Origin of the sequence: Paenibacillus sp. J31TS4 (assembly GCF_018403265.1) — a bacterium.
GTDB lineage: Bacteria > Bacillota > Bacilli > Paenibacillales > NBRC-103111 > J31TS4.
The window spans coordinates 573,202-594,714 of record NZ_BOSI01000001.1 but is presented as its reverse complement, the minus strand read 5'-3'; the positions used below and the strand labels follow the sequence as shown (position 1 = coordinate 594,714).

The following is a 21,513-nucleotide window of genomic DNA, read 5'->3' as shown; positions in this document are numbered from 1 at the left end:
AACATTTTGTCGAAACGTCCCGATTCGAGTGAGCGTCTGGGAACAGGAACACCTGGCAAACGAGAGGATTGGCATAGAACGGTGTGCCGGCAGAAGAAGGAAGGGAATGAGGTCAAATGATAGGGCAGACGGAGACTTACGATGTGGCGGTGCTCGGAGGGGGTCCGGCCGGCATAGCGGCTGCGCTAGCTGCCGCACGTGCGGGAGCAAAGACGATTTTGGTCGAACGGTACGGGTTTTTGGGCGGCATGTCAACGGCAGCGCTTGTGTACCCTTGGATGACGTTCCATACGGCGGCGGGCCGGCAGGTTATCCGTGGCATTGCGCAGGAGATCGTCGACCGGCTGGTGGAGCGGGATGCGTCACCCGGACATCTGCGGGACACGATCGGCTTTGTGCATACGCTGACGCCCTACAACCCTGAAGTATACAAAGCTTTGGTGTTCGAGCTGCTGAAGGAGGCGGGGGTCCGGCTGCTGCTGCATTCGCTGGTTACCCATACGGACGTTAAGGATGGGCGGATCGCAGGCGTCGGTATTCATACGAAGAGCGGTCCCGGGCTGATCCGGGCCAAGGTGTTCGTCGACGCATCCGGGGACGGGGATGTCGCGTATCTCTCCGGCGCGCCATGGGAGCAGGGGAATGAAGCGAACAAGGTGCAGCCGATGACGATGAAATTCCGCATGAAAGGCGTCCGGCTGGACGAGGTGAAGACCTACATGATCCGGCATCCCGAGGAGTTTTACGAGAAGTCGCTCATTTCCGAGCTGGACAGGCTGCCGCTGACCGGCGTGATGGGGTTTTATTCCAAATGGAAGGAAGCGGAGCTCCCCATTCCAAGGGAGGGTCTCCTCTTCTTTACGGGGCCCGGCGAGGATGAGGTGCTCGTAAACGTCTCCAGGATCTCCGGGCTGGATCCGACGAAGGTCGAGGAACTGACTGAAGCGGAAATGGAGGGCAGGCGTCAGGTGTTCCTGCTCGAGGCGTTCTTCCGCAGTCAGATCCCCGGGTTCGCGGACGCACGGGTGATCGGCACGGGAGCGCAGGTCGGCGTCCGGGAGACGCGCAGAATTGTGGGCGAGTATGTGCTGCAGGGCAGGGATGTGCTGGCCGGGCGGCGGTTCGACGACGTGATCGCCCGCAGCGGGTATCCAATCGATATTCACAATCCGGAGGGGGTAGGCGTCACGGCCAACTTCATCCGGGAGGGCGGCGCCTACGATATCCCGTACCGGTCCATTGTGCCGAGAGGGATCGAAAACCTGCTTCTGGCAGGACGCTGCATCTCGACGAGTCATGAGGCGCAGGCGACGACCCGGCTGACGCCGAGCTGCATGGCGATCGGCCAGGCGGCCGGCGCAGCTGCGGCGATTGCCGCCGGACAGCGGCTCGCGGTCAACGACGTCCCGATGGCCGAACTGCACCGGGAGCTTCTGCGAGGGGATGCGCTTCTGGATCTCGATTAGAGTCTTCGTGCGCGAACCGAGTCTCCAGCGCCTTCTCGGTTTCCTGCCAATCCTGCAGGCCCATCCAAAACTGCTTCAGCTGCAAAAGCAAATGGTCGTGCTCGTCCGGCGTCAGGTGGAGATCGGAACTGTAGCGGAAAGAAGGGATCAGCTCGCGGTACAAACCGGAGTGCGGAGGCCGATTGACTGCGGCTTCGCCTGCTTCCTGCTCTGCCGTCGGCTCTCCAGGCCGGACGGTGGAGCGTGCTCCCGTCTCGGGCAGCTCCGCTGCTTTGCGGCAGGCTGGGATGCTGAGCGTCTGCTCCCGGATCAGCCGCTGGGCGTCCTCAGACGTCAGATAATCGACGAGTCTCACCGTCTCATCCAGATGAGGCGAATCTGCACGGACGGCGAGGCCAACCGTAACAAGCAGCGTCGCCGGGACGCTTACATGAGGCAGCGGGGCGATATCGTACGGGAACGTGACGTCCGTCAGACGGTTCAGGTTGAAATACGTGGTGATCAGGGAGGAGACCTTTTCCTGCCGGAACAGCTCCTCCGCGAACGCCTCCGCCTCCGTCAGTAGGACCGGGAACTGCGGCTGGCTGTGGATGAGCGTGCGGCACGCCCGTGCGCTTCTCTCGAGCCGGCTTCCCAGAATGGCGAGACGGCCGGCCGGGTCCCGCTCGAACGTTAGGCCGCTTTGCAGCAGGAACAGCGGCCAGCGATGGTGCGAAGCGGGATTTGAGAGCGCTCCCGGCATTCCCGGCTGGACTAGTGTGTCCTCTTCGGTGACGGTCGTTCCGTTCGAGGGAGCGGCTCGGCTCCATCTGCTCGATGCTTCCGACAAAACGCAGGTGTTAGTCAAGTCGGCTCTCCTGCCTATCCAGGAGGGAGCGACTTACAAGCTGTCGGCTCAGCTTAACGTACTAAAGCAGAGTCATTCGGTCGAGATCGGCATGCGGTACTACGACGCAGCCGGCAAAACCCAGACGCTCTACAAGAACAGCCTGCTCAAGGGTCTTGAAGGGAAAGGCTGGTCTCCGATCGAGCTTGAAGTGACGGCACCGGCCAAGTCGGGCTTCGTGGAGCTCGTGTTCAGCTCCGGAGCTATCAGCCTGACGGAGTTTTACCTGGATGAGGTGAAGCTGTTGAAAAAGAACGACGAGCAGCCAGGTGAAGAAATTGCTCAGAAGCTGCTCAATCCGGGCTTCGAGCTCCCGGTGGAGAACGGCGTCATTCCAGGCTGGACGCCAGAGAATGGAGCCGCAGGAATCGCAGTCAGTGCGGCGCAGGCCTACACCGGTGCCTACAGTCTGCATCTGCACGACACCTCGGACCAAGCCGGATTGCGGGTGTTGAGCGGCAAATTTGCTGTACTGCCGGGCAAAGCCTATGTGGCCAAGGCAATGACGTACGTAATCGAGCAAACCCACCGGATTGTCTATGAGATCTATTACTACGGCGCCGATGGCGCGCAGATCGGCCCGGCCAAGATCGAGCTTTTCTCGAATCTGCCCCGCGAGAAGTGGAGCGAGTTGAGGGTCTTTACCGAGGCGCCTGCAGGTGCCGCAGCCGCGCGCGTCGCCTTCTATTCCGGAGAGCCCAGCTTGACGGAAGCCTACTTCGATGAGGTCTCCTTCGAGCCGGAAGCGGAGGATATCCCGCTTAATCGGGAGTACGCCCCGGCGGAAAAGCTCGGAGAGATGGTCTACGTAGGGCTTGGACAGGCGGCCGCCATCCAGGAGAATGCGCTTGGCGAGTCGGAGGTCTACTACCATTCGAACGGCAAGCCGGGGACGTTCTCCGTCCTGGACGCCGAGACGGGAGAACTTAAATTTTCCCAAGTGGTCCCCAACACAGAAGCGGTCTGGGCGATGACGACGAGTCCCGACAAGAACGTATACTTCGCGGGAACGGCCGACGGCAAGCTGTATCGCTATCTGCCCGAGCAGCGCAAGCTGGAGGATCTGGGCAGCAACCCGTCGGACAATTGGGTGTGGGATCTCGAAGCGGCGCCGGACGGCAAGCTGTACGGGTCTACCTATCCGCACGCGAGCGTGTTCGAGTACGATCCGGCCACTCGGAAGTTCCGGGATTATGGACCGGTCGTAGCCGGACAGCAGTACGCGAGAGGCTTAGCCGTGACCGACACGGACATCTATGTCGGCACCGGGACGACGAAGCATTTGATCAAGATCGACCGGGTAACCGGAGCGAAGGAAGAAATCCCGGTCGAAGGGCACACGGGCAAGGAGGACGGCTCGATGATCGAGAACGTCTTCGTCATGAACGGCAAGCTGCTGATCTCGGCCGGCAGCGTAACGATGCTGGTGATGGATCCCGTGACGAACAGGATCGAGAACTCCTTCAAGTACAGCAATATGGTATCAGAGCCTTCTCCTTACAATCCCGATCTCATCTATTACAAATTCGAAACCAAGCTGTACCAATATAACTTCCGGACCAACCAAACCGCCGAAATCGAAGGAATCCCCCCGCGCCCCGACACGGTCCGCGTCAAGGATGCCAAATGGATTCAGCTGAAGAGCGGGGAAAAAGCGGGCCGCAAAGTGCTCGCCATGGTGACCCAGTACGGTGAATACATGCTATTCGATCCAGCGGATCGTTGGCTTTCCTTCGTCAAGCTGGACATCTCCGCCCAGTCGGTGGCGATCCAGTCGCTGGAAGCTGGGCCGGACGGCAATCTGTATATGGGCGGCTACCAGCGTGGCATGTCCGTCTATAACCCGTTTACAGGGAAGATTGAGGCAAGCCAGCCGACATTTGCGCAGCCGGAGGGAATCGGCTTCCTGGATGGCAAGGTGTATTTCGGGACTTATGTCGGTGCGGTAATGTACAGCTACGATCACAAGCAGCCGCTTGAGATCGGCACGAATCCGAAGCTGGAATACGACATAGGCGACCAACAGGACCGTCCTTTCGCCATAACATCGGGCGACGGCAAGCTGTTCGTGGGCACAATTCCGGATTACGGCATTCTGGGAGGGGCGCTGGCGATCTACGATCAGGCGAGTGATAAGTGGTCCAGTTCCGCAACGTTGTGCCGAACCAAAGCATCATCAGCCTCGCTTACCGGGACGGCAAGCTGTACGGAGGCACCTCGGTGTGGGGAGGGCTCGGCGTCGAGCCGACTGAGAAGGAAGCCAAGCTGTTCGTCTGGGACGTAACGTCCGGGCGACTGCTGGACGCCTACACGCCGGTCATTCCCCGGATTGACGAGACGCCTAGAATGATCGGGGATCTTTCCTTCGGGCCGGACGGCCTGCTGTGGGGCGTCGTCGACGGGACAATCTTTGCGCTCAATCCCGATACCCGGGAAGTCGTCAAGAGCAAGAAGATCCGGCCGAGTCTGTACAACTCCACCAAATGGCGCTCCTATTATCTGCGGTGGGCCCCGGACGGCATGCTGTATACGACGCTGTCGCGCAAGCTGTTCGCCATTGATCCGCAGACGCTCCAGACGAAGCAGCTGGCGGACGGTCTTGTGAACAACATGACGGTCGGCCTGGATGGCAGCATCTATTACGCGCTGGAAAACCAGCTGTACCGGATCGCCGTGCCGCAGACGGACGCCACACTGAAAAGCATATCGATCGGCGGCGCTCCGCTGTCCGACTTCTCTCCGGGAACAATGGCCTATACGGTTCAAACGGCGGCACGGCCGGCCGTGACAGCTGTGGCAAGCCAGTCCGGATCCCGTGTGATGATCACGGAAGAAACTAACCGGACCCTTGTCCAGGTGACGGCTCCCGACGGACGCTCGACACTGGCGTACAGCATACGCTGGGAAACGATAGAGCAGGAACCGCTGACGCTCCATGTCGAGTTTACCAACGACCGGGGCGAGCAGCTGACCGCCTGGAAGCCAGGCGAGCTGCTGACCGCTCGTATGCAGGCGGAAAACCGGCAGGCACGCGGACAGGAGGCACTGCTGATCGTCGCGCAGTACGATGAAGCAGGCGCCATGACAAGCGTCTCCTATCTTGCCAAGACGATCGCTCCGGGGCAGACGGAGCAGCTGGCCGCTGGCTTCCGCCTGCCGGATTCGGGCCGGGGAGGCGTCGTCAAGGCTTTCGTCTGGGAGGGCAAGGATTTGGCCCAAACCTCGATGAAGCCGCTCTCTCCGGTATACAACCTGCCCGCGGCAGGGGGAGGCAAGTAGGAAAAGCGGAAGAACGGTCTGACGAGCAAGCCGAAGGTAGAAAGCTACTCTAGCAAAGCTGACTTTTTGGTAATAGGATACGAACACCCCACGGCGGTTCCGCCATGGGGTGTTCGGCATTTACTCGTCTTTCCGTTTCAGCGATGGAGTAGGCAATAGCAATTTAGTCTATCTCGTAGGCCCATCACTCTGCCGAGCAGGGCAGTGCCACCTTATGGGGCAGCGGAAAGGAGGCGGCACGTTTCCATTGATAACTATTCGATTGAGCGTCATTTCTAATTTCGCTTTCCATAATCCAATCAATAGATTAACCGAATGAGCGGGAAAAGCAACCGCCAGCCAACATCCATATTTTCCTTCGCGAATGAAAAGTAACTAACTAAAGAACAATAAGTCCTATAACGAAAATTATGTAAACTATTCTATAGCGATACACCCAGCTGACAGAGACAAAAAACAAGTCAATAAGGGAAACAGCCAAATCCAATTCCCGGTAATTGCCCGGACAAACCAGCCAAACCAGCCAAAGCGGGAAAAGAGGGGGAAAGGGGAATGAAGCGCACTGCCAATACCAGCTGCCCGCAGCTCTCCCGCCTCGTCGACAGCAGGGAAGGACGCAAAAAAGACGCAGGCACGCGAACGTGCCTGCGTCTGTATCTGCAATCTCGATCTGACGAGTGCCGAAGCAATCTGCGTGCGCGGCGTTGTCCCACTCTCGCTTCCATAGGGCAGGGGACAGTCTGCGTGCCGTTACAGAGCGAACGGGCGGCCTTTGATCCAGCTGCGCTGCAGCTCCAGCTCCGGCGAAACGAGCAGAACGTCGGCCTGCTTGCCGACGGCGAGGCTGCCGATTCGGTCAGCAGCGCCGACTCGCCGAGCCGGGTTGCCGCTAGCCATCCGGCTCGCTTCCTGGACGCTCACGCCTACCTGATTCACGAGGAAGCGGAAGCCCTCGATCATGGTCAGGATGCTGCCTGCGAGGCTGTCGCCTTCCGTCAAGCGGGCTTGTCCGTTCCGTACGGTGACGGACAGGCCGCCGAGGCTGTACGAGCCGTCCCCTAGACCGGCTGCCGACATAGCGTCGGTAATGAGGATGACGCGGTCGGTGCCCTTGGTCTTAACGAGCACCTTCACCGCCGCGGGGTGGACGTGAATGCCGTCCGCGATAATCTCGGCGGTAATGGCATCGTGCGTCATTACGGCGCCCACCGTACCGGGATTGCGGTGATGAAGAGGGGTCATCGCGTTATACGTATGCACCGCGTGGCACAGGCCGTGGCGGGTCGCTTCGCTGACGACGTCGTACGACGCGTCGGTATGACCGGCGGAGGCGACGATGCCCTGGGCGGTCAGCCATTCGATGACTTGCGTCGCCCCTTCAATCTCGGGAGCCAGCGTAACGATTTTGAGCACGCCCGGGTAGGCATTGTTCCATTCCTCGAGCCATTCCGTGCTGGGCGGCACGATGTACTTTGGATTTTGGGCGCCTTTCCACTTGACGTTGAAGAACGGACCTTCGAGGTGAACGCCGAGAATTTGAGCATACGGCATCTCGCTCGCCATGTACTCGGCCGTATTGCGGACCGCTGCCGTCAAATTCTCATAGGAGTTGGTCAGGGGAGTGGACAGCATGGCCGTCGTTCCCTGCTTGGCATGGAAGCCGGTAATGGCGTCCAGCGCTTCCGGCGTTGCGTCCATGAAATCCGAACCTCCGCCGCCGTGCACGTGAATGTCGATGAAGCCGGGCAGCAAGTAGCTTCCCTGCGCGTCGACGGTTTCCCCCTCAAAGGAGGTGGGGGCGCCTTCGGCGTCCGCATCGCCCATCCAGGCAATGCGTCCGTCCTCGAGCAGCAGGCTTCCGTTCTCGATAATGCCGTCTTCCGTTACGATGCGTCCGTTGCGGATCAGGACGCTGCCTTCTTCCTTGCTCATGCTTGCAGTAACCTCCCTGCCTCGGAATCGGCCATGACGATCAGGTTCGGATGAAGCTGGAGGAGGGATGCCGGGACCTGAGTGGTGATCGGTCCGCGCAGCGCCCGCTTCAGAATCTCCGCTTTGTCCGCGCCGCGCGCGAGCAGGAGAATGGTCCGGGCCTTCAGGATGACGCCCATGCCGACCGTAATCGCTTCGGACGGCACTTCGTCCAGCGAGGCGAAGAACCGGGCGTTCGCCTTCCGGGTTTCCTCCGCCAGCTGGACGATATGGGTGCCGCTGTGCAGCTCATCGCCCGGCTCGTTGAAGCCGACGTGCCCGTTATGGCCGATGCCAAGAATTTGCAAATCGATTCCGTTCGCCTGCTCGATGCTTGCGTCGTAGCGCAAGCACTCGTCCGCCGGGTTCTCCGCATTGCCGAGCGGCAAATGCGTCGAGCCCTCCGGCAGATCGACGTGGCGGAACAGGTGACGGTTCATAAATGTATAATAACTCTCTTCATGATCGCGCGGCAATCCGACGTATTCGTCAAGATTGTAAGTTGTAGCTTCCCGGAAGCTGACCAGGCCGGCACGATGCATCTCTACGAGCTTCTCGTACATGCCGATCGGGGTCGAGCCGGTGGCGAGGCCAAGCACGGCCTTCGGGTTGCGCTGCAGCTCGGCTGCCATCAGGTTGGCGGCCGCCGCGTTGAGTTGTTCATTCGATTCGTAGATAAATAAATTCATGTCCATTTCCCTCCGGGGAGCCGCGGTTGCCCGGTCGGGCCGGCGGACCGCCGGCCGGGGCTGCGCTCCGACTTAGTCTTCTACTTAAATGTAAACCGGGGGGTCTTCTGCGTCAATAAACCTTTTACACATTACGATCATTTTTTTGAGCGATACGATCAATTCTACTTGTTTAGCGACAATTTTTATCCACGAACCTAGTCCAAGAAAAGATTGACTCGGTCAGAGGGGCCTACTACACTAAGGCTAAGATGGCTTTTACCAACTCAATCCAAAAGGGGTGCGGCGAATGCAACTTACCAATAAGATCGGTGTTATTGTCGACAGCTTCGGAATCGGCGTCCGCGAGGGCTTGAAGAAGGCGAAGGAGGTCGGAGCGGAAGGCGTGCAGATCTACGCGGTCAAGGGCGAAATGGACCCGGCGAATCTGAACGCAGCCGCGCGCAAGGAGCTCAAGGAGTACATAGCATCGCTTGGTCTCGAAATTTCGGCGCTTTGCGGCGATCTCGGCGGACACGGCTTCCAGGATAAGGCTGCGAACGCGGAGAAGGTAGAGAAGTCCAAGCGGATTCTCGACCTGGCCATGGATCTCGGAACCTCGGTCGTGACGACGCATATCGGCCTCGTGCCGGACGACAGCAAGTCGGACGTCTATCTCACCATGCAGGAGGCATGCGAGGAGCTCGCGAATTACGCCAGCAGCATGAATGCATATTTTGCCATCGAGACGGGACCCGAGCCGGCTGCGCATCTCAAATCGTTCCTCGATACGCTCAGCTCCAAGGGGCTGTCCGTCAACTTCGACCCGGCCAACATGGTCATGGTTACCGGCGACGATCCTGTGCAGGGTGTTTATACTCTGAAGGATTACATTGTCCACACGCACGTGAAGGACGGCATCCGGTACAAGGAAGTCGATCCGCGTGAAGTATACGGCTCCCTCGGCTACGAGCCGATGGACCACGGCAAGATCGCACAGATGGTTACCTCCGGCGAGATCTTCAAGGAAGTGCCGCTCGGCGAAGGCAAGGTCGATTTCGACGCTTACTTCGCAGCGCTGAACGACATCGGTTACCGCGGCTATCTGACGATCGAGCGTGAAGTCGGCGACCAGCCGGAAGTCGACATTCGCAAGGCGGTCGAATTCATCAAGCGGTATCGCTAATTATTCGCATAAGCTCTTGGATCGCCTGACGGCGGTTCAGGAGCTTTTCGGTTTCGGCGCGTTCGCGATCGCTTTCCCGCCGGACAGAAGGAGGAGAAGCATGGCCTATTTGAAAAACCGCTGGCAGGTGCTGCAGATCGTCAACATGGGCACCTTCATGTCGACGCTCGACGTCGGCATCGTCAATGTGACGCTGCCGACCATGGCCGCGCAGTTCAGCGTATCTCTCGCTCAGGTGCAGTGGGTCGTCACCAGTTACCTGCTCACCATGGTGGCGCTCCTGCCGATCCTCGGGAAGTGGTCGGACCGGACCGACCGCAGCAAGGTGTACAGCTACGGATTCCTCGTCTTCGCTGCCGGCTCGCTCTTTTGCGCGCTGTCCGGCTCTCTGGCGGCGTTGATCGTCTCTCGCGTCGTTCAGGGGGCAGGCGCCTCCATGATTCTGTCGAACAGCCAGGCGATGGTCCGCAAGCTGTTCCCCAACGAGGAGAGCGGCCGCGCGCTCGCCATGAACGCGGTCGTCATCTCGCTCGGCACGCTTGCGGGACCGGCCGTCGGCGGACTCCTGCTCGAGCTGGCCGACTGGGCGTGGCTGTTCCTCATCAACGTGCCGATCGGCGCGGCGGCACTCGTCTTAGGACTCCGCTTGTTCCCGAAGGACGAGAAGCGGGCCAAGGAGCCGCTCGACGTCGTCGGATCCTGCCTGCTGGCGCTGGCGACGGTGCTCCTCCTGCTGGGAGCGGTGGAAGGGCAGGGGGCCGGCGGCACGACACGCGCGGTCTGGCTGTATCTGGCGGGCGCTGCGCTGCTGCTCGTCTTGTTCGCTTACGAGCGGCGCATTCCGCACCGGATTTTGGATCAGGTGCTCTACCGGGACCGGGCGGTGTTCGTCGGCAACGCCTCTACGCTGCTCTTGCAGGCCGCTCAGCAGGCAACGCTTATTCCGCTCACCTTTTACATGCAGACGGCGCTCGGCTACCCGACGCGGACCGTCGGCTTCCTGCTCGCCCTGCAGCCGGTCTTCCTCGGGCTCGCTTCGCCGCTGGCCGGCTGGTACCGGGACCGCAAAGGGGCGTTCCTGCCCATCCTGGCCGGCAGCGTGTGCTGCGTTGTCTCGATGCTGTTCGTTGCGCTCGGCGAGGGAATTACCGCGGCCCAGATCGTCCTACACCTGGCGCTGTCGGGGATCGGCATGGGACTGTTCCAGGCGATCAACAACGCCGAGATTATGGCGGCGGCTCCCGGGAACAAGATCTCGCTTGTCGGCAGTATGCTCGCCCTCATCCGCTATTTTGGCATGATCCTCGGGATCGGCCTCGCCGTCTGGATCGCCGGAGGACTCGGGGAAGGCGCAGCCGCTTCCCCGGAGCTGACCAGCAGCGTCAAGATTTTGTTTTGGCTAGGAGCGCTCTTTTGCTCGGGTATGGCCGTTCTCGGTCTGCTGCGTCCCCGGAGAAGCCGATCGGCAGCCGCTTCCGGCCAAACGGCGGCCAAATAGTGGGAGTTCCGAACAGAAGGATTATGGGAGGAACTCTCGACAAGCGAACGAAGAGCGACCTCAAGAAGAACGCTCCCGTGCAATCCGGGGAGGGAAAGACGCCGAAACAGACGTTTCGGCGTCTTTTTGCATCCAGCGGGCTCTGCTGACTGGCAGACGCTTCGTCTCGGCCTCTTATTCCGAACGCTGACGAACGTCTCGAAATCGTTCGTTCGGAACTTCCCCCGGCGGCCGCTTGAGAAGCGGTGAACAGACGAGCCTTTCCTTGTTGCCGGGTTTCCTATATAATCATAAGCTGATAAGCAGACAGAACCTTACATATTCCGACCTGCTGCGAGATTAACCGACATAAGGGGGCTTGCCGAATGCCGGATCAACCCATCATCCGGTTCGAGCGCGTAACCAAGCGGTTCGACGACACGACCGTACTGCAAGAAGTCAGCTTTGAAATTGAACGTGGCAAGTTTTACACGCTGCTCGGTCCTTCCGGCTGCGGCAAGACGACGATTCTGCGTCTTATTGCCGGGTTTATGGAGCCGTCGAGCGGCAATATTTATTTTGACGGCAAGGTGATCAACCGGGTCCCGGCCAACCGGAGACAAGTGAACACCGTGTTTCAGGATTACGCGTTGTTTCCTCACCTGAACGTATTCGAGAACGTGGCCTTTGGGCTGCGCATCAAAAAGATGAAGAATGCGGAAGTAAAAGAAAAGGTGAAGGAGGCGCTTCGCTTCGTTAACCTGTCCGGCTACGAAAACAGGGAGATCAACGAAATGTCCGGCGGGCAGCGCCAGCGCGTCGCCATCGCACGCGCGATCGTCAACGAGCCGGAGATTATTCTGCTCGACGAGCCTCTGTCCGCTCTCGATCTGAAGCTGCGGACCGAGATGCAGTACGAGCTGCGCGAGCTGCAGAGACGGCTCGGCATCACGTTCATCTTCGTCACGCACGACCAGGAAGAGGCGCTTGCCATGTCCGACGAGATCTTCGTGCTGCACAAGGGCGTCATCCAGCAGAGCGGCACGCCGACGGATATCTATGACGAGCCGATCAACCGATTCGTCGCCGACTTCATCGGGGAATCGAATATCGTGCCGGGCCGGATGAAGGAAGACTTCCTGGTCGAGTTCGCGGGCCGCACGTTCGAATGCGTCGACCAGGGCCTGAACCCCGATGAGCCGGTTGAGATCGTCATACGGCCGGAGGATTTGGAGATTACGGCCGAAGGGCAGGGCAACCTGCAGGTGACGGTCGATTCCCAGCTGTTCCGCGGCGTTCACTATGAAATCTCGAGCTACGACGAGGCCGGGAACGAATGGCTTGTCCATTCGACCCGCAAAGCGGTTGTCGGACAGCGGATCGGACTGGCGTTCGATCCGGAGGCGATTCACGTCATGCGTCTCGGGGAGACGGAAGAGGAATTCGACAAGCGGCTCGAGGCGTACAGCGACAGCGAGGCCAGCCATGAGAGCTGACGCATCGGGAACACGCAATCTGTATCTCGTTCCGTACCTGCTCTGGATCGTCCTGTTCGTCGTCGCGCCGATCGTGCTGATCGTTTATTATTCCTTCCTTGATGTGGAAGGCGGCTTCACGTTCGCCAATTACGTTAAATTCTTTACGCCCGTTTATATGAAGATGACGTTCAGCTCGTTCTGGTATGCGCTGCTCATCACCGTGTTCTCGCTTCTGGTCGCCTATCCGGCGGCGTATCTCCTGACGAGAACCAGGCATAAGCAGCTGTGGCTCCTGCTCATCATCCTGCCAAGCTGGATCAATCTGCTGCTCAAGACGTACGCGTTTATCGGCCTGTTCGGGACATACGGCTTTGCCAACGCGCTACTGGAGCTGACCGGCATCGGACGGACGCAGATTCTGTTTACCGATTTCAGCTTCGTCTTCGTGTCGGTTTACATTTTTATCCCGTTCATGATCCTGCCGATCTTCAATGCGATCGAGGAGCTCAATCCGTCTCTTGTCTATGCGGCTCGGGATCTGGGAGCCTCGCCCTGGCTGACGTTCCGCCGGGTGATCTTTCCTCTGACGCTGGACGGGGTCAAGGCGGGCTGCCAGGCGGTCTTCATCCCGGCGCTCTCGCTGTTCATGATTACCCGGCTGATCGCGGGCAACCGCGTCATCACGCTCGGAACCGCCATCGAGCAGCATTTTCTCGTTACGCAGGACTGGGGAATGGGCGCGACGATCGCCGTCTTCCTCATTATCGCGATGGCGGCCATTATGGTCCTGACGGGAACGAAGAGAAAGGCGGTGCGCGATGCAAACAAACGGTAAGCTCGGCAGCGTCTACCTGTTCCTCGTTTTTGCCGTGCTGTATGCGCCGATCGTGTACCTGATCTACTACTCGTTCAACAGTGGGGGCACGATGCGCGAGTTCGAAGGCTTCACACTTGAATGGTACCAGGAAGTATTCGCCGACACGCGGCTGCTCATCATCGTGCTGAATACGTTCGTTATCGCGCTGCTGTCCTCCGTCATCTCCACGATCATCGGGGTTGCGGGCGCTATCGCAATCGACAAAGTGAGGAGAAGACGCACGCAAAATACGCTGCTGTCGCTGAACAACGTCCTCATCGTCAGTCCGGACGTCATCATCGGAGCTTCGTTCCTGATCCTGTTCACGATGATCGGGATCAAGCTGGGCTTTACCTCGGTATTGCTGTCGCATATCGCATTCAGCGTGCCGATCGTCGTGCTGATGGTGCTGCCCAAGCTGCGCGAGATGAGCTCGACACTGATCGATGCGGCGGCCGACCTCGGAGCCGGCACCTGGCAGGTGCTGACCAAGGTCGTCCTGCCGTTCATCAAGCCCGGTATCTTTGCCGGCTTTTTCATGGCGCTGACCTACTCGCTTGACGATTTTGCGGTGACGTTCTTCGTGACCGGCAGCGGGTTCTCGACACTGTCCGTAGAGATTTACTCGCGGGCCCGCCAGGGCGTTTCGCTGTCGATCAATGCGCTGTCGGCGTTGCTGTTCCTGCTCACCGTCGCGCTGGTCGTCGGGTATTACTTCATCTCCCAGCGCAATAGCCGTTCGGCAGAAAGGGGGATGCGGCCATGAAGCAGCTTGTCCAAACGTTCGCAGCCGTCCTGCTCGCGGCCTTCGCGCTGATGTATCTGACGTCCTACCTGAACGCGAGCCAGGGGTACACGGGCGGCGACACGCTGACCATTTACAATTGGGGCGACTATATCGATCCGGCCTTGATCGAGGAGTTCGAGAAGGAAACGGGGATGAAGGTCATCTACCAGACGTTCGATTCCAACGAAGCGATGATGACCAAAATCTCCCAGGGCGGCACCACGTTCGACGTGGCCATTCCTTCGGAGTACGCTATCAGCAAGATGAAGGATGATAACCTGCTGCTGCCGCTCGATCCCGAGAAGCTGCCCAATCGGAAGTACATCGACCCGCGGTTCCTGAACCTGTCGTTCGATCCGGACAACCGGTACTCGATCCCTTACTTCTGGGGAACCGTCGGCATTATCTACAACCCGGAGCTGGTCGGGGACCTCAAGTTCGACAGCTGGAACGATCTGTGGGATCCGAGTCTGCGCAACCAGATCCTGCTCGTCGACGGAGCCCGCGAGGTAATCGGCATGGGGCTGAACAGCCTTGGCTACTCGCTGAACGATACCGACGAAGGGCATCTGCAGGAGACGCTCGCCAAGCTGAACCAGCTCACTCCGAACGTCAAGGCGATCGTCGGCGACGAGATCAAGATGCTGCTCGCCAATGAGGAAGCGGCCGTCGGGGTCGTTTGGTCCGGGGACGCCTCCGAGATTATGGACGACAACGACAAGCTGGATTACGTTGTGCCCGAGGAAGGCTCAAATCTCTGGTTCGATAATATGGTCATCCCGAAGACGGCGGACAACGTCAAAGGGGCTCACCGGTTCATCAACTTCATGCTCGATCCGAAGCACGCCGCTCAGAATGCCGAATATGTCGGCTATTCGACTCCGAATGCGGAAGCTCTCAAGCTGCTGCCCGAAGAGATATCGGGGGACGAGAGGTTCTATCCGTCCGAGGAGCTGACGGAGAAGCTGGAGGTTTACGACAACCTCGGCAAGCGGATGCTGTCGCATTACAACGAGCTGTTCCTGCAATTCAAGATGTTCAAAAAGTGACACGGCCAGGCTGGTGGTCCGTGACCCAGTGAAGTAGAGAGACCACGGGAACGAAAAATAGGCTGCTTCTGCTATCCGGATGGATGGCAGGAGCAGCCTTTTTGTTTGCCGAAGCAGGTAGTGACGTCTGGGAAGGCGAAAGCCGGCGGGGAGCCAAGGCACAGGGAAGCCAGACGACATGGCAACTGCGGTACGTACGGGCATTTGGGGGTGCTTGTCCCTTATGCGGGCAGGCGGGTTGCTGCGGCGGATGCCCCGGCAGAAAAGAATCTCCGGGCATGGAACCAAATCTGCCAACACCGAGAAGCTAGGAGTCTGCCGGCTTCGTTTTGTCACCGTCCTCGAGCAGACGGACATGGTAGGCGTGCTTGGCGACCGTGAAGAGCTCCTCAAGCAGTCCGTAATTCGCCCATGCGCCGACCACCGCGCCGATGCCGGGCATGAGCTGAAGCAGCTTCCGGAGGTCGATCGTATCGCGGTATTCCTGCTGGAGCTTCTGCCAATCGATGGGGCGGGCGGCGGCCACCTGGTTCGCATCCAGCTCGCGGTCGGTCCGGTTCCAGTCCTTGATTGTCTGCCAGATCGCGCGTTTGTGCGCCGTTCCGGAAAAGGCAAGCTGGAACACGTGCAGCAAAAACAGGCGCTCGCGGTAAGCGACCGTGTTGAAGCCGTAGAGATGGGCAAGCTCAAACAACGCCTTCATCTTGATGGCGAGCAGCGCCGGAAAGTCGACAGCGCCAAGCACCAAGCCTCCGGCTCCCGTACCGGCTCCTTCCGCGGCCGCGATCTTCTTGTACCGTGCCGCCAGCTCGGAGGCGTGCCGATCCCGCTCCTCGAGCGTCAGCCGATAGCGGACCGCTCCCTTCGGGGTATAGCTTACCCCGGCCAGCACGCTCTGGATCATGGTCTGGAACGCCGAGGCAATGATGGAGTTCAACTTGTCCGGAATCAGCCCGTTGACCCGGCGGGTCATCGTCTCACCGGCAGCCTTCCAGACGCCAGGCCGCTTGCCGAGCTGCTTTTCCCACAGAAACAGCTCCATTCTCATCCGTTCTTCGTAGCTCATCGGCAAATCTCCTTCGTTCGATTCGTTGATTCTCTATTATATGCGAAGCTTGCATCTACACTCAATTGCTATTATTATCAAAATAGAGAATAGTATCATTATTGCGAATGAAGGAGGCGTCCGTTTTGAAGGAGTCCACATCGGATCTCATTCTTCATCCCGTCCGCCTGAGGATTCTGTTGGCTCTGGCCGGAGGGAAGAAGCTGACGGCTCAGGAGATCGGCACCCGCCTCGCGAACGTGCCGCAGGCTACGCTTTACCGGCAGCTGAACAAGCTGGCAGAGGCGGGGCTGCTGGCGGTGGCGGAGCAGCATCCGGTCCGGGGCACGATCGAGAAGGTTTACGTCCTGGCGGAAGGCGGCTTGTCGCCGTCGAGGGAGGAGCTGGAGAAGTTCGAACGGGAGGATCACGAAAGGTTGTTTCTGACCTTCCTGGGCATGGTCTTCCAAGACTTCTCGAATTATGTGGCACAGCCGCGCTTCGACATGTTTGCCGATATGGTCATGTACCGGACAGCGGCGTTCTATGCCGACGACGAGGAGCTGAAGGAGCTGCTCGGCACGTTGGGAGCGGCTATGGCCAAGGTGATTGAACACGAGCCGGCCCCGGGGCGGAAGAGACGTTCGCTGACGTCGATCCTCATCCCGGATCCGGTCGAACAGGAGAGGGGAACGGACGAATGAAGAAGGGCATTAGGGAAGTCGAGGTAACGATTCCGGCCGATTATCCGCTGAAGGGCACGCTGGCGCTGCCGAGCGGGGCGGAGGGAACTGTACCGGCCATCCTACTCGTCGCGGGGACGGGGAAGAGCGACCGCAACGGCAACGGCGGCGGTATCGACATGAATATATACCAGGAACTGGCCGATCATCTAACGAGGCTCGGCTATGCGACGCTGCGATACGACAAGAGAGGAACCCACCAAAGCGAAGGCTCGTATGACGAAGCCGGCTTTTGGGACTATGTGGCGGACGCACGCGCCTGTGTTCGGCTGCTGAAGAGCCGCCCGGAGATTGATGCAAGCGCGGTCGCCGTGCTTGGCCACAGCGAGGGTGCGATGATCGCGCCCGCCTCCTTCGCGGAGGAGCCGGTCGCCGGCATGATTCTACTCGCCGGTACGGCGGAGGACGGGGAGAGCATGCTGACCTCCCAGGGGAAGGTTGCGATCCGCGAGTTGGAGGAGTCGAAAGGCTTCAAGGGCTTCCTGATCCGCCTGCTCGGCATCCCGAACAAGGCCCGCAAGCAGAATGCGAAGCTGTTCGCTACAATCCGTTCGTCCACCGGGCCGACGCTCAAATATCGCGGCGTTACGCTGAATGCCAAGTGGTTCCGCGAACACCTGGCGTTCGATGTCAAAGACAGCCTGCCATCGGTTACTTGTCCGGTGCTGGCCGTGACAGGGGAGAAGGATATCCAGGTTCCGCCGCAGGATGTCAAGACGATCGCAGAGCTTGTGGCAGGGGAGGCGGAATGGAAGGTCATTCCCCGGATGAACCATATCCTGCGCGCCTACGACGGCACGCACTCGATGCTGGGCGTCTTGAAGGAGTACAAGACGCTGCTTAACGAGCCCATCATGCCGGAGCTGCTGGACACGCTCGCCGATTGGCTGGCCCGGCATTTGCCGGCCGGCTCGCCGGTGACCGAACCGGCCGCACCAGCCGAACGATTGGCCGAATGACGCTGGTTGGGCCGAAGCGACGCCGGTGCCCCGGTGTCTATTTTTTCGGCGGCCCGCTTCTCTAGGGAAGCGGGTTGTTTATTTTTGCCGGGAGGCCGTTTACCTAAAAAAAACACAATGCGAGAAAAAATACGTCCATTGTCGGTGCGCTTTGCAAACGTTTACAATTGGCTTACATTCGTTGAGAGGAGGAAGCGCATGTGGCAGTTAAAGCGGAAGCGGCCCCAGTACGAGCGCGGCGATCCGGCAGCGCCGGGATCGGACGGTGGATCTGGAAATACCGGGCCTTGTATCTCATGTCGCTGCCCGGCATCGTTTTCTTTCTGGTCTTCAAGTACATCCCGCTAGCCGGCTCTGTCATCGCCTTTCAGAATTACAACATTTTCAGCGGTATAGCCGGCAGCGAGTGGGTTGGGCTGGAGCACTTCCGGACCATGTTCGCCCATTACGATTTCTTAAGAATCTTGAACAACACGCTGCTGATCGGCCTGTACGACGTCGTGTTCGCCTTTCCGGCTCCGATCGTTCTGGCGCTTTTGCTGAACGAAGTTCGCAAAGTCGTATACAAGCGACTGCTGCAAACCGTCGTGTACATGCCGCACTTTCTATCCTGGGTCATCGTCAGCGGCATTGCCATCGGCATCTTCTCCCCAAGCACCGGAGCGGTCAATCATTTGCTGGGCTGGTTCGGCATCGAGCCGATCTACTTCCTGGGGGAAGAATCGTACATCCGCTCGATTCTGATCGGCTCCGGCATCTGGAGGGACAGCGGCTACGGAACGATCATCTACCTCGCGGCTATCGCCGGGATCAATCCGGAGCTGTACGAGGCGGCCGAGGTGGATGGAGCGAACCGGTGGCGGCAGACGCTCGCCATCACGCTGCCGGCGCTGCTGCCTACCATTACGATCCTCTTCCTGCTGCATATCGGGCGCTTCCTGGATTTCGGCTTCGAGCGGGTGCTTGTTTTCCTGAATCCGCTGAACGTGGCGAAGGGAGAGATTCTGGACACGTACATTTACCAGCAGGGGCTGCTCCAGCAGCAGTACAGCTACACGACGGCGATGGGCCTCTTCAAGTCGGTCATCGGTCTCGTGCTCGTCCTGATCGGAAACTTCCTCAGTAAAAAAACGACCGGCAGCGGCCTGTATTAGGAGGAGAGAGCATGCGGAATTCCGGATGGGGCTACAGCCTCTTCACCGTAGTCAACCTGATCTTCCTGACGGCGCTTGCGCTGATCATGTTCCTGCCGTTCGTGAACGTTATCGCTCAATCGTTCAGCTCGACGAACGCCATCACGACCGGCCGCGTCGTCTTCTGGCCGGTGGAAGCGACCACCATTCATTACAGGTATGTGTTCAGCGACGCGTCCATCTGGCGATCGTTCGGCATCACCGTCTATATTACGCTTCTCGGTACTCTCTTGAATCTGGCCGCGACAGCTATGCTTGCCTACCCGGTTTCGCGCCAGGAGTACAAGGGACGGAATCTGGTCGTGCTGCTCGTCCTGGTGACCATGATCTTCAGCGCGCCGCTGATCCCGAATTTCATTCTGATCAAATCGCTCGGTCTCATGAATTCGCTCTGGGCGCTCATGCTGCCCGGCGCCATCAGCGCCTTCAACTTCTTCGTCATGCTCTCCTTCTTTCGGGAGCTGCCGGCCGAGCTGATCGACGCCGGACGCATCGACGGATGCGGCGAGTGGCGAATAGCCGCGAGCATTGTGCTTCCTCTCTCGAAGCCCGTTATGGCGTCTCTCGGCATCTTTTATGCAGTCAGTCACTGGAACACTTTCATGTCCGCGCTGTATTACATCAACAAGCCGAATCTGTACCCGCTTCAGGTCAAGCTGAGGCAGATGATCGTCAGCGACGATATCGCGGTCGATCCGTCGGCCACCCAGTTCAGCGAGCTGGCGCATTCTTCGCCCGAAGGCATCAAGATGGCGGTCATTATGGTCGCTACGCTGCCGATCATTTTGGTGTATCCGCTGCTTCAGCGTCATTTTGTCAAAGGCATGATGATTGGTTCGATCAAATCCTGACAGGGAGCAAAGAAAAGAGGGGTACGATGAAAAAATGGGCATTGGCCGGTCTGTCCGGATTGCTCGCGGCCGGAGCGCTCGCCGGGTGCGGCAAGGGCGAGGAGCCCCAGGTGCAGGCGGATGGCGGCAAGAAGCAGGAAACAACCAAATTCTCAATCTCGATGCGGACGCTGGCGTTCAACCATGTGGAGAAGTCGCCGAACATCAACGAGGATAAATGGGTGAAGCGTCTGGAGGAGAAGACGAATGTCGATCTCGACATCGTGCTCGTCCCGCACAAGGAATACGAGCAGAAAATGATCCAGATGTTCGCGACGGGCGATATTCCGGACGTCGTCCAGTCGAGCGGCGGCGTCAACGGCAAGGAGATGGCGGGCTCCGTGCAGGCCGGCGTCTTCCAGCCGCTCGATGAGCTTCTCCAGAAGTACGGCCAGAATCTGCTCAAGAAAATTCCGAAGGACGCATGGGACAACGTCAGCTACAAGGGCAAAATCTACGCAATTCCGGAGTGGCTGTCCAATCCGTCGCGCCGCGCCACCTATATCCGGGCGGATCTGCTGGAGAAGACAGGACTTCCGGTGCCCAAGACAGTCGACGAATACCTGAACGTGCTGCGGGCGTTCAAGAAGCTGGGCGTGGAAAACCCGTACATGGGACGGGAGAACTTCAAGTACGCCGATACGTTCTTCGGCGCCTATGATGTCTTCCCGTATCTGTCGATGTTCGAGCAGGCCGGCGATCTCGTTCAGCCCAAATTCATGGACAGCGAGAATATGCAAAAAGCTTTGCAAACCTACAAGACGATGTACGACGAAGGCCTCATCCATAAGGAATTCGCCACGATCAACGCAACGAAGTTCAAGGACACGATTCTGTCGGGCAAGGCGGGAATGTGGTCGATGAACGCGAACGAGATGCTGCAGTGGCAGGAGCAGCTGAGAGCGAGCGTGCCGGACGGACGGATCGAGATCATTGCGTCTCCGACGGGACCCGACGGCAAAGGCGGACATTATTTATACGGCTCGGTTACGCGGGGCTACTTTATCAACAAATCCGTCAAGAATCCGGAAGGGATCATCAAGTTCTTCGACTGGATGGTGAGCGACGAGGCCGAGCAGTTCTTTACATTCGGCGTCGAGGGCGAAACCTATACGATGGAGGGCGGCAAACTCGCTTACAAGCAGCCCAAAACACCACAGGAAGTGGATGAGGAGCGTTACCGCCAGGCGTTCCTGTGGATGGTGCAGGATACGACTTACAACAAAGGCACTCTAGAGTTGACCGAAGAAGGCAAGAAGCTAATGAGCGTCTATGATACAATATTGGCAAACGAAGGACGCGACGGGATAACGTTCGAGCCAAGATTGGAAACGCTTACAAAGAATCCGGACATCAGCCCGATCTCCGACCAGGCGCCGCCTATCCTCTTGACGCATATGGTCAAGATGGTTTACGGCAAGGAGCCGATCAGCGATTGGCCGAAGGCGATCGAGGAATGGAAGGCGAAGGGCGGCGCCGACGTCATCAAGGAAGCGACCGACAAATTCAAGAACAAAGACGGCGTCACCATGTCGAGAAGAAAATAAGTATGTACCGGGAGTGGGCGATCCGCTCCCGGT

At 59.0% G+C, this 21,513-nt stretch carries 17 protein-coding genes; 13 read left to right on the top strand and 4 right to left on the bottom strand.

Annotation, left to right across the window (positions count from 1 at the left end):
- The first annotated feature begins 116 nt into the window (after positions 1–116).
- Positions 117–1,466, top strand: coding sequence for an FAD-dependent oxidoreductase (locus KJS47_RS02620; RefSeq protein WP_213522526.1), 1,350 nt, complete (start codon positions 117–119; stop codon positions 1,464–1,466).
- Here the strand turns inward: KJS47_RS02620 and KJS47_RS02615 are convergent.
- On the bottom strand, positions 1,396–2,313 hold the full coding sequence (locus tag KJS47_RS02615; protein WP_213522525.1) for an extracellular solute-binding protein: 918 nt from the start codon (positions 2,311–2,313) through the stop codon (positions 1,396–1,398). The genes KJS47_RS02620 and KJS47_RS02615 overlap by 71 nt on opposite strands.
- On the opposite strand from KJS47_RS02615, the gene KJS47_RS02610 reads away from it, so the two are divergent.
- The gene (locus tag KJS47_RS02610) at positions 2,237–4,636 is read left to right on the top strand and encodes a ligand-binding sensor domain-containing protein (protein WP_213522524.1); all 2,400 of its coding nucleotides are present in this window, start codon (positions 2,237–2,239) and stop codon (positions 4,634–4,636) included. The two genes, KJS47_RS02615 and KJS47_RS02610, sit on opposite strands and share 77 nt — an antisense overlap.
- A 1,745-nt stretch (positions 4,637–6,381) precedes the next feature.
- Here the strand turns inward: KJS47_RS02610 and nagA are convergent.
- Both nagA and nagB read right to left on the bottom strand, forming a co-directional pair.
- Positions 6,382–7,563: an N-acetylglucosamine-6-phosphate deacetylase gene (gene nagA, locus KJS47_RS02605; protein WP_213522523.1), complete on the bottom strand. Its 1,182-nt coding sequence runs from the start codon at positions 7,561–7,563 to the stop codon at positions 6,382–6,384.
- Positions 7,560–8,291, bottom strand: coding sequence for a glucosamine-6-phosphate deaminase (gene nagB / locus KJS47_RS02600; protein ID WP_213522521.1), 732 nt, complete (start codon positions 8,289–8,291; stop codon positions 7,560–7,562). Before nagB ends, nagA begins: the two co-directional genes overlap by 4 nt.
- Positions 8,292–8,580: 289 nt before the next feature.
- Here nagB and KJS47_RS02595 point away from each other — a divergent pair, with 289 nt between their 5' ends.
- The 6 genes from KJS47_RS02595 to KJS47_RS02570 all read left to right on the top strand — a co-directional run bounded on the left by KJS47_RS02595 (position 8,581) and on the right by KJS47_RS02570 (position 15,103).
- Positions 8,581–9,456: a sugar phosphate isomerase/epimerase family protein gene (locus KJS47_RS02595; RefSeq protein ID WP_213522519.1), complete on the top strand. Its 876-nt coding sequence runs from the start codon at positions 8,581–8,583 to the stop codon at positions 9,454–9,456.
- A 100-nt stretch (positions 9,457–9,556) separates the two neighbouring features.
- Positions 9,557–10,954, top strand: a complete 1,398-nt coding sequence (locus KJS47_RS02590) for an MFS transporter (RefSeq protein WP_213522517.1) — start codon at positions 9,557–9,559, stop codon at positions 10,952–10,954.
- Between the two features lie 365 nt (positions 10,955–11,319).
- The gene (locus KJS47_RS02585; RefSeq protein ID WP_213522515.1) at positions 11,320–12,429 is read left to right on the top strand and encodes an ABC transporter ATP-binding protein; all 1,110 of its coding nucleotides are present in this window, start codon (positions 11,320–11,322) and stop codon (positions 12,427–12,429) included.
- Positions 12,419–13,246 carry an ABC transporter permease gene (locus tag KJS47_RS02580; RefSeq protein WP_213522513.1) on the top strand — a complete coding sequence of 276 codons (828 nt, stop codon included), beginning with the start codon at positions 12,419–12,421 and terminating at the stop codon, positions 13,244–13,246. Before KJS47_RS02585 ends, KJS47_RS02580 begins: the two co-directional genes overlap by 11 nt.
- Positions 13,230–14,033 carry an ABC transporter permease gene (locus tag KJS47_RS02575; RefSeq protein WP_213522512.1) on the top strand — a complete coding sequence of 268 codons (804 nt, stop codon included), beginning with the start codon at positions 13,230–13,232 and terminating at the stop codon, positions 14,031–14,033. Before KJS47_RS02580 ends, KJS47_RS02575 begins: the two co-directional genes overlap by 17 nt.
- Positions 14,030–15,103, top strand: coding sequence for an ABC transporter substrate-binding protein (locus tag KJS47_RS02570; RefSeq protein WP_213522510.1), 1,074 nt, complete (start codon positions 14,030–14,032; stop codon positions 15,101–15,103). The genes KJS47_RS02575 and KJS47_RS02570 overlap by 4 nt, the downstream gene beginning before the upstream one ends.
- 307 nt (positions 15,104–15,410) lie before the next feature.
- Here the strand turns inward: KJS47_RS02570 and KJS47_RS02565 are convergent, their stop codons facing one another.
- Complete coding sequence (locus KJS47_RS02565) at positions 15,411–16,169, bottom strand: EcsC family protein (RefSeq protein WP_213522509.1); 759 nt, start codon at positions 16,167–16,169, stop codon at positions 15,411–15,413.
- Between the two features lie 125 nt (positions 16,170–16,294).
- Between KJS47_RS02565 and KJS47_RS02560 the strand changes: the two genes are divergently transcribed.
- The 5 genes from KJS47_RS02560 (at position 16,295) to KJS47_RS02540 (ending at position 21,480) form a co-directional block, all read left to right on the top strand.
- Positions 16,295–16,852 carry a helix-turn-helix domain-containing protein gene (locus tag KJS47_RS02560; protein ID WP_213522508.1) on the top strand — a complete coding sequence of 186 codons (558 nt, stop codon included), beginning with the start codon at positions 16,295–16,297 and terminating at the stop codon, positions 16,850–16,852.
- Complete coding sequence (locus tag KJS47_RS02555; RefSeq protein WP_213522507.1) at positions 16,849–17,850, top strand: alpha/beta hydrolase; 1,002 nt, start codon at positions 16,849–16,851, stop codon at positions 17,848–17,850. The genes KJS47_RS02560 and KJS47_RS02555 overlap by 4 nt, the downstream gene beginning before the upstream one ends.
- A gap of 257 nt (positions 17,851–18,107) precedes the next feature.
- Positions 18,108–19,004 carry an ABC transporter permease gene (locus KJS47_RS02550; protein WP_249716262.1) on the top strand — a complete coding sequence of 299 codons (897 nt, stop codon included), beginning with the start codon at positions 18,108–18,110 and terminating at the stop codon, positions 19,002–19,004.
- Positions 19,005–19,015: 11 nt separating this feature from the next.
- Positions 19,016–19,894 carry a carbohydrate ABC transporter permease gene (locus tag KJS47_RS02545; RefSeq protein WP_213522506.1) on the top strand — a complete coding sequence of 293 codons (879 nt, stop codon included), beginning with the start codon at positions 19,016–19,018 and terminating at the stop codon, positions 19,892–19,894.
- A gap of 26 nt (positions 19,895–19,920) precedes the next feature.
- Positions 19,921–21,480 carry an extracellular solute-binding protein gene (locus tag KJS47_RS02540; protein WP_213522505.1) on the top strand — a complete coding sequence of 520 codons (1,560 nt, stop codon included), beginning with the start codon at positions 19,921–19,923 and terminating at the stop codon, positions 21,478–21,480.
- Positions 21,481–21,513 lie beyond the last annotated feature (33 nt).

Coding starts and splice junctions, on each gene's coding strand:
- KJS47_RS02620 (WP_213522526.1), top strand. CDS start 117: ATGATAGGGCAGACGGAGACTTACGATGTGGCGGTGCTCGGAGGGGGT.
- nagA (WP_213522523.1), bottom strand. CDS start 7,563: ATGAGCAAGGAAGAAGGCAGCGTCCTGATCCGCAACGGACGCATCGTA.
- nagB (WP_213522521.1), bottom strand. CDS start 8,291: ATGAATTTATTTATCTACGAATCGAATGAACAACTCAACGCGGCGGCC.
- KJS47_RS02595 (WP_213522519.1), top strand. CDS start 8,581: ATGCAACTTACCAATAAGATCGGTGTTATTGTCGACAGCTTCGGAATC.
- KJS47_RS02590 (WP_213522517.1), top strand. CDS start 9,557: ATGGCCTATTTGAAAAACCGCTGGCAGGTGCTGCAGATCGTCAACATG.
- KJS47_RS02585 (WP_213522515.1), top strand. CDS start 11,320: ATGCCGGATCAACCCATCATCCGGTTCGAGCGCGTAACCAAGCGGTTC.
- KJS47_RS02580 (WP_213522513.1), top strand. CDS start 12,419: ATGAGAGCTGACGCATCGGGAACACGCAATCTGTATCTCGTTCCGTAC.
- KJS47_RS02575 (WP_213522512.1), top strand. CDS start 13,230: ATGCAAACAAACGGTAAGCTCGGCAGCGTCTACCTGTTCCTCGTTTTT.
- KJS47_RS02570 (WP_213522510.1), top strand. CDS start 14,030: ATGAAGCAGCTTGTCCAAACGTTCGCAGCCGTCCTGCTCGCGGCCTTC.
- KJS47_RS02565 (WP_213522509.1), bottom strand. CDS start 16,169: ATGAGCTACGAAGAACGGATGAGAATGGAGCTGTTTCTGTGGGAAAAG.
- KJS47_RS02555 (WP_213522507.1), top strand. CDS start 16,849: ATGAAGAAGGGCATTAGGGAAGTCGAGGTAACGATTCCGGCCGATTAT.
- KJS47_RS02545 (WP_213522506.1), top strand. CDS start 19,016: ATGCGGAATTCCGGATGGGGCTACAGCCTCTTCACCGTAGTCAACCTG.
- KJS47_RS02540 (WP_213522505.1), top strand. CDS start 19,921: ATGAAAAAATGGGCATTGGCCGGTCTGTCCGGATTGCTCGCGGCCGGA.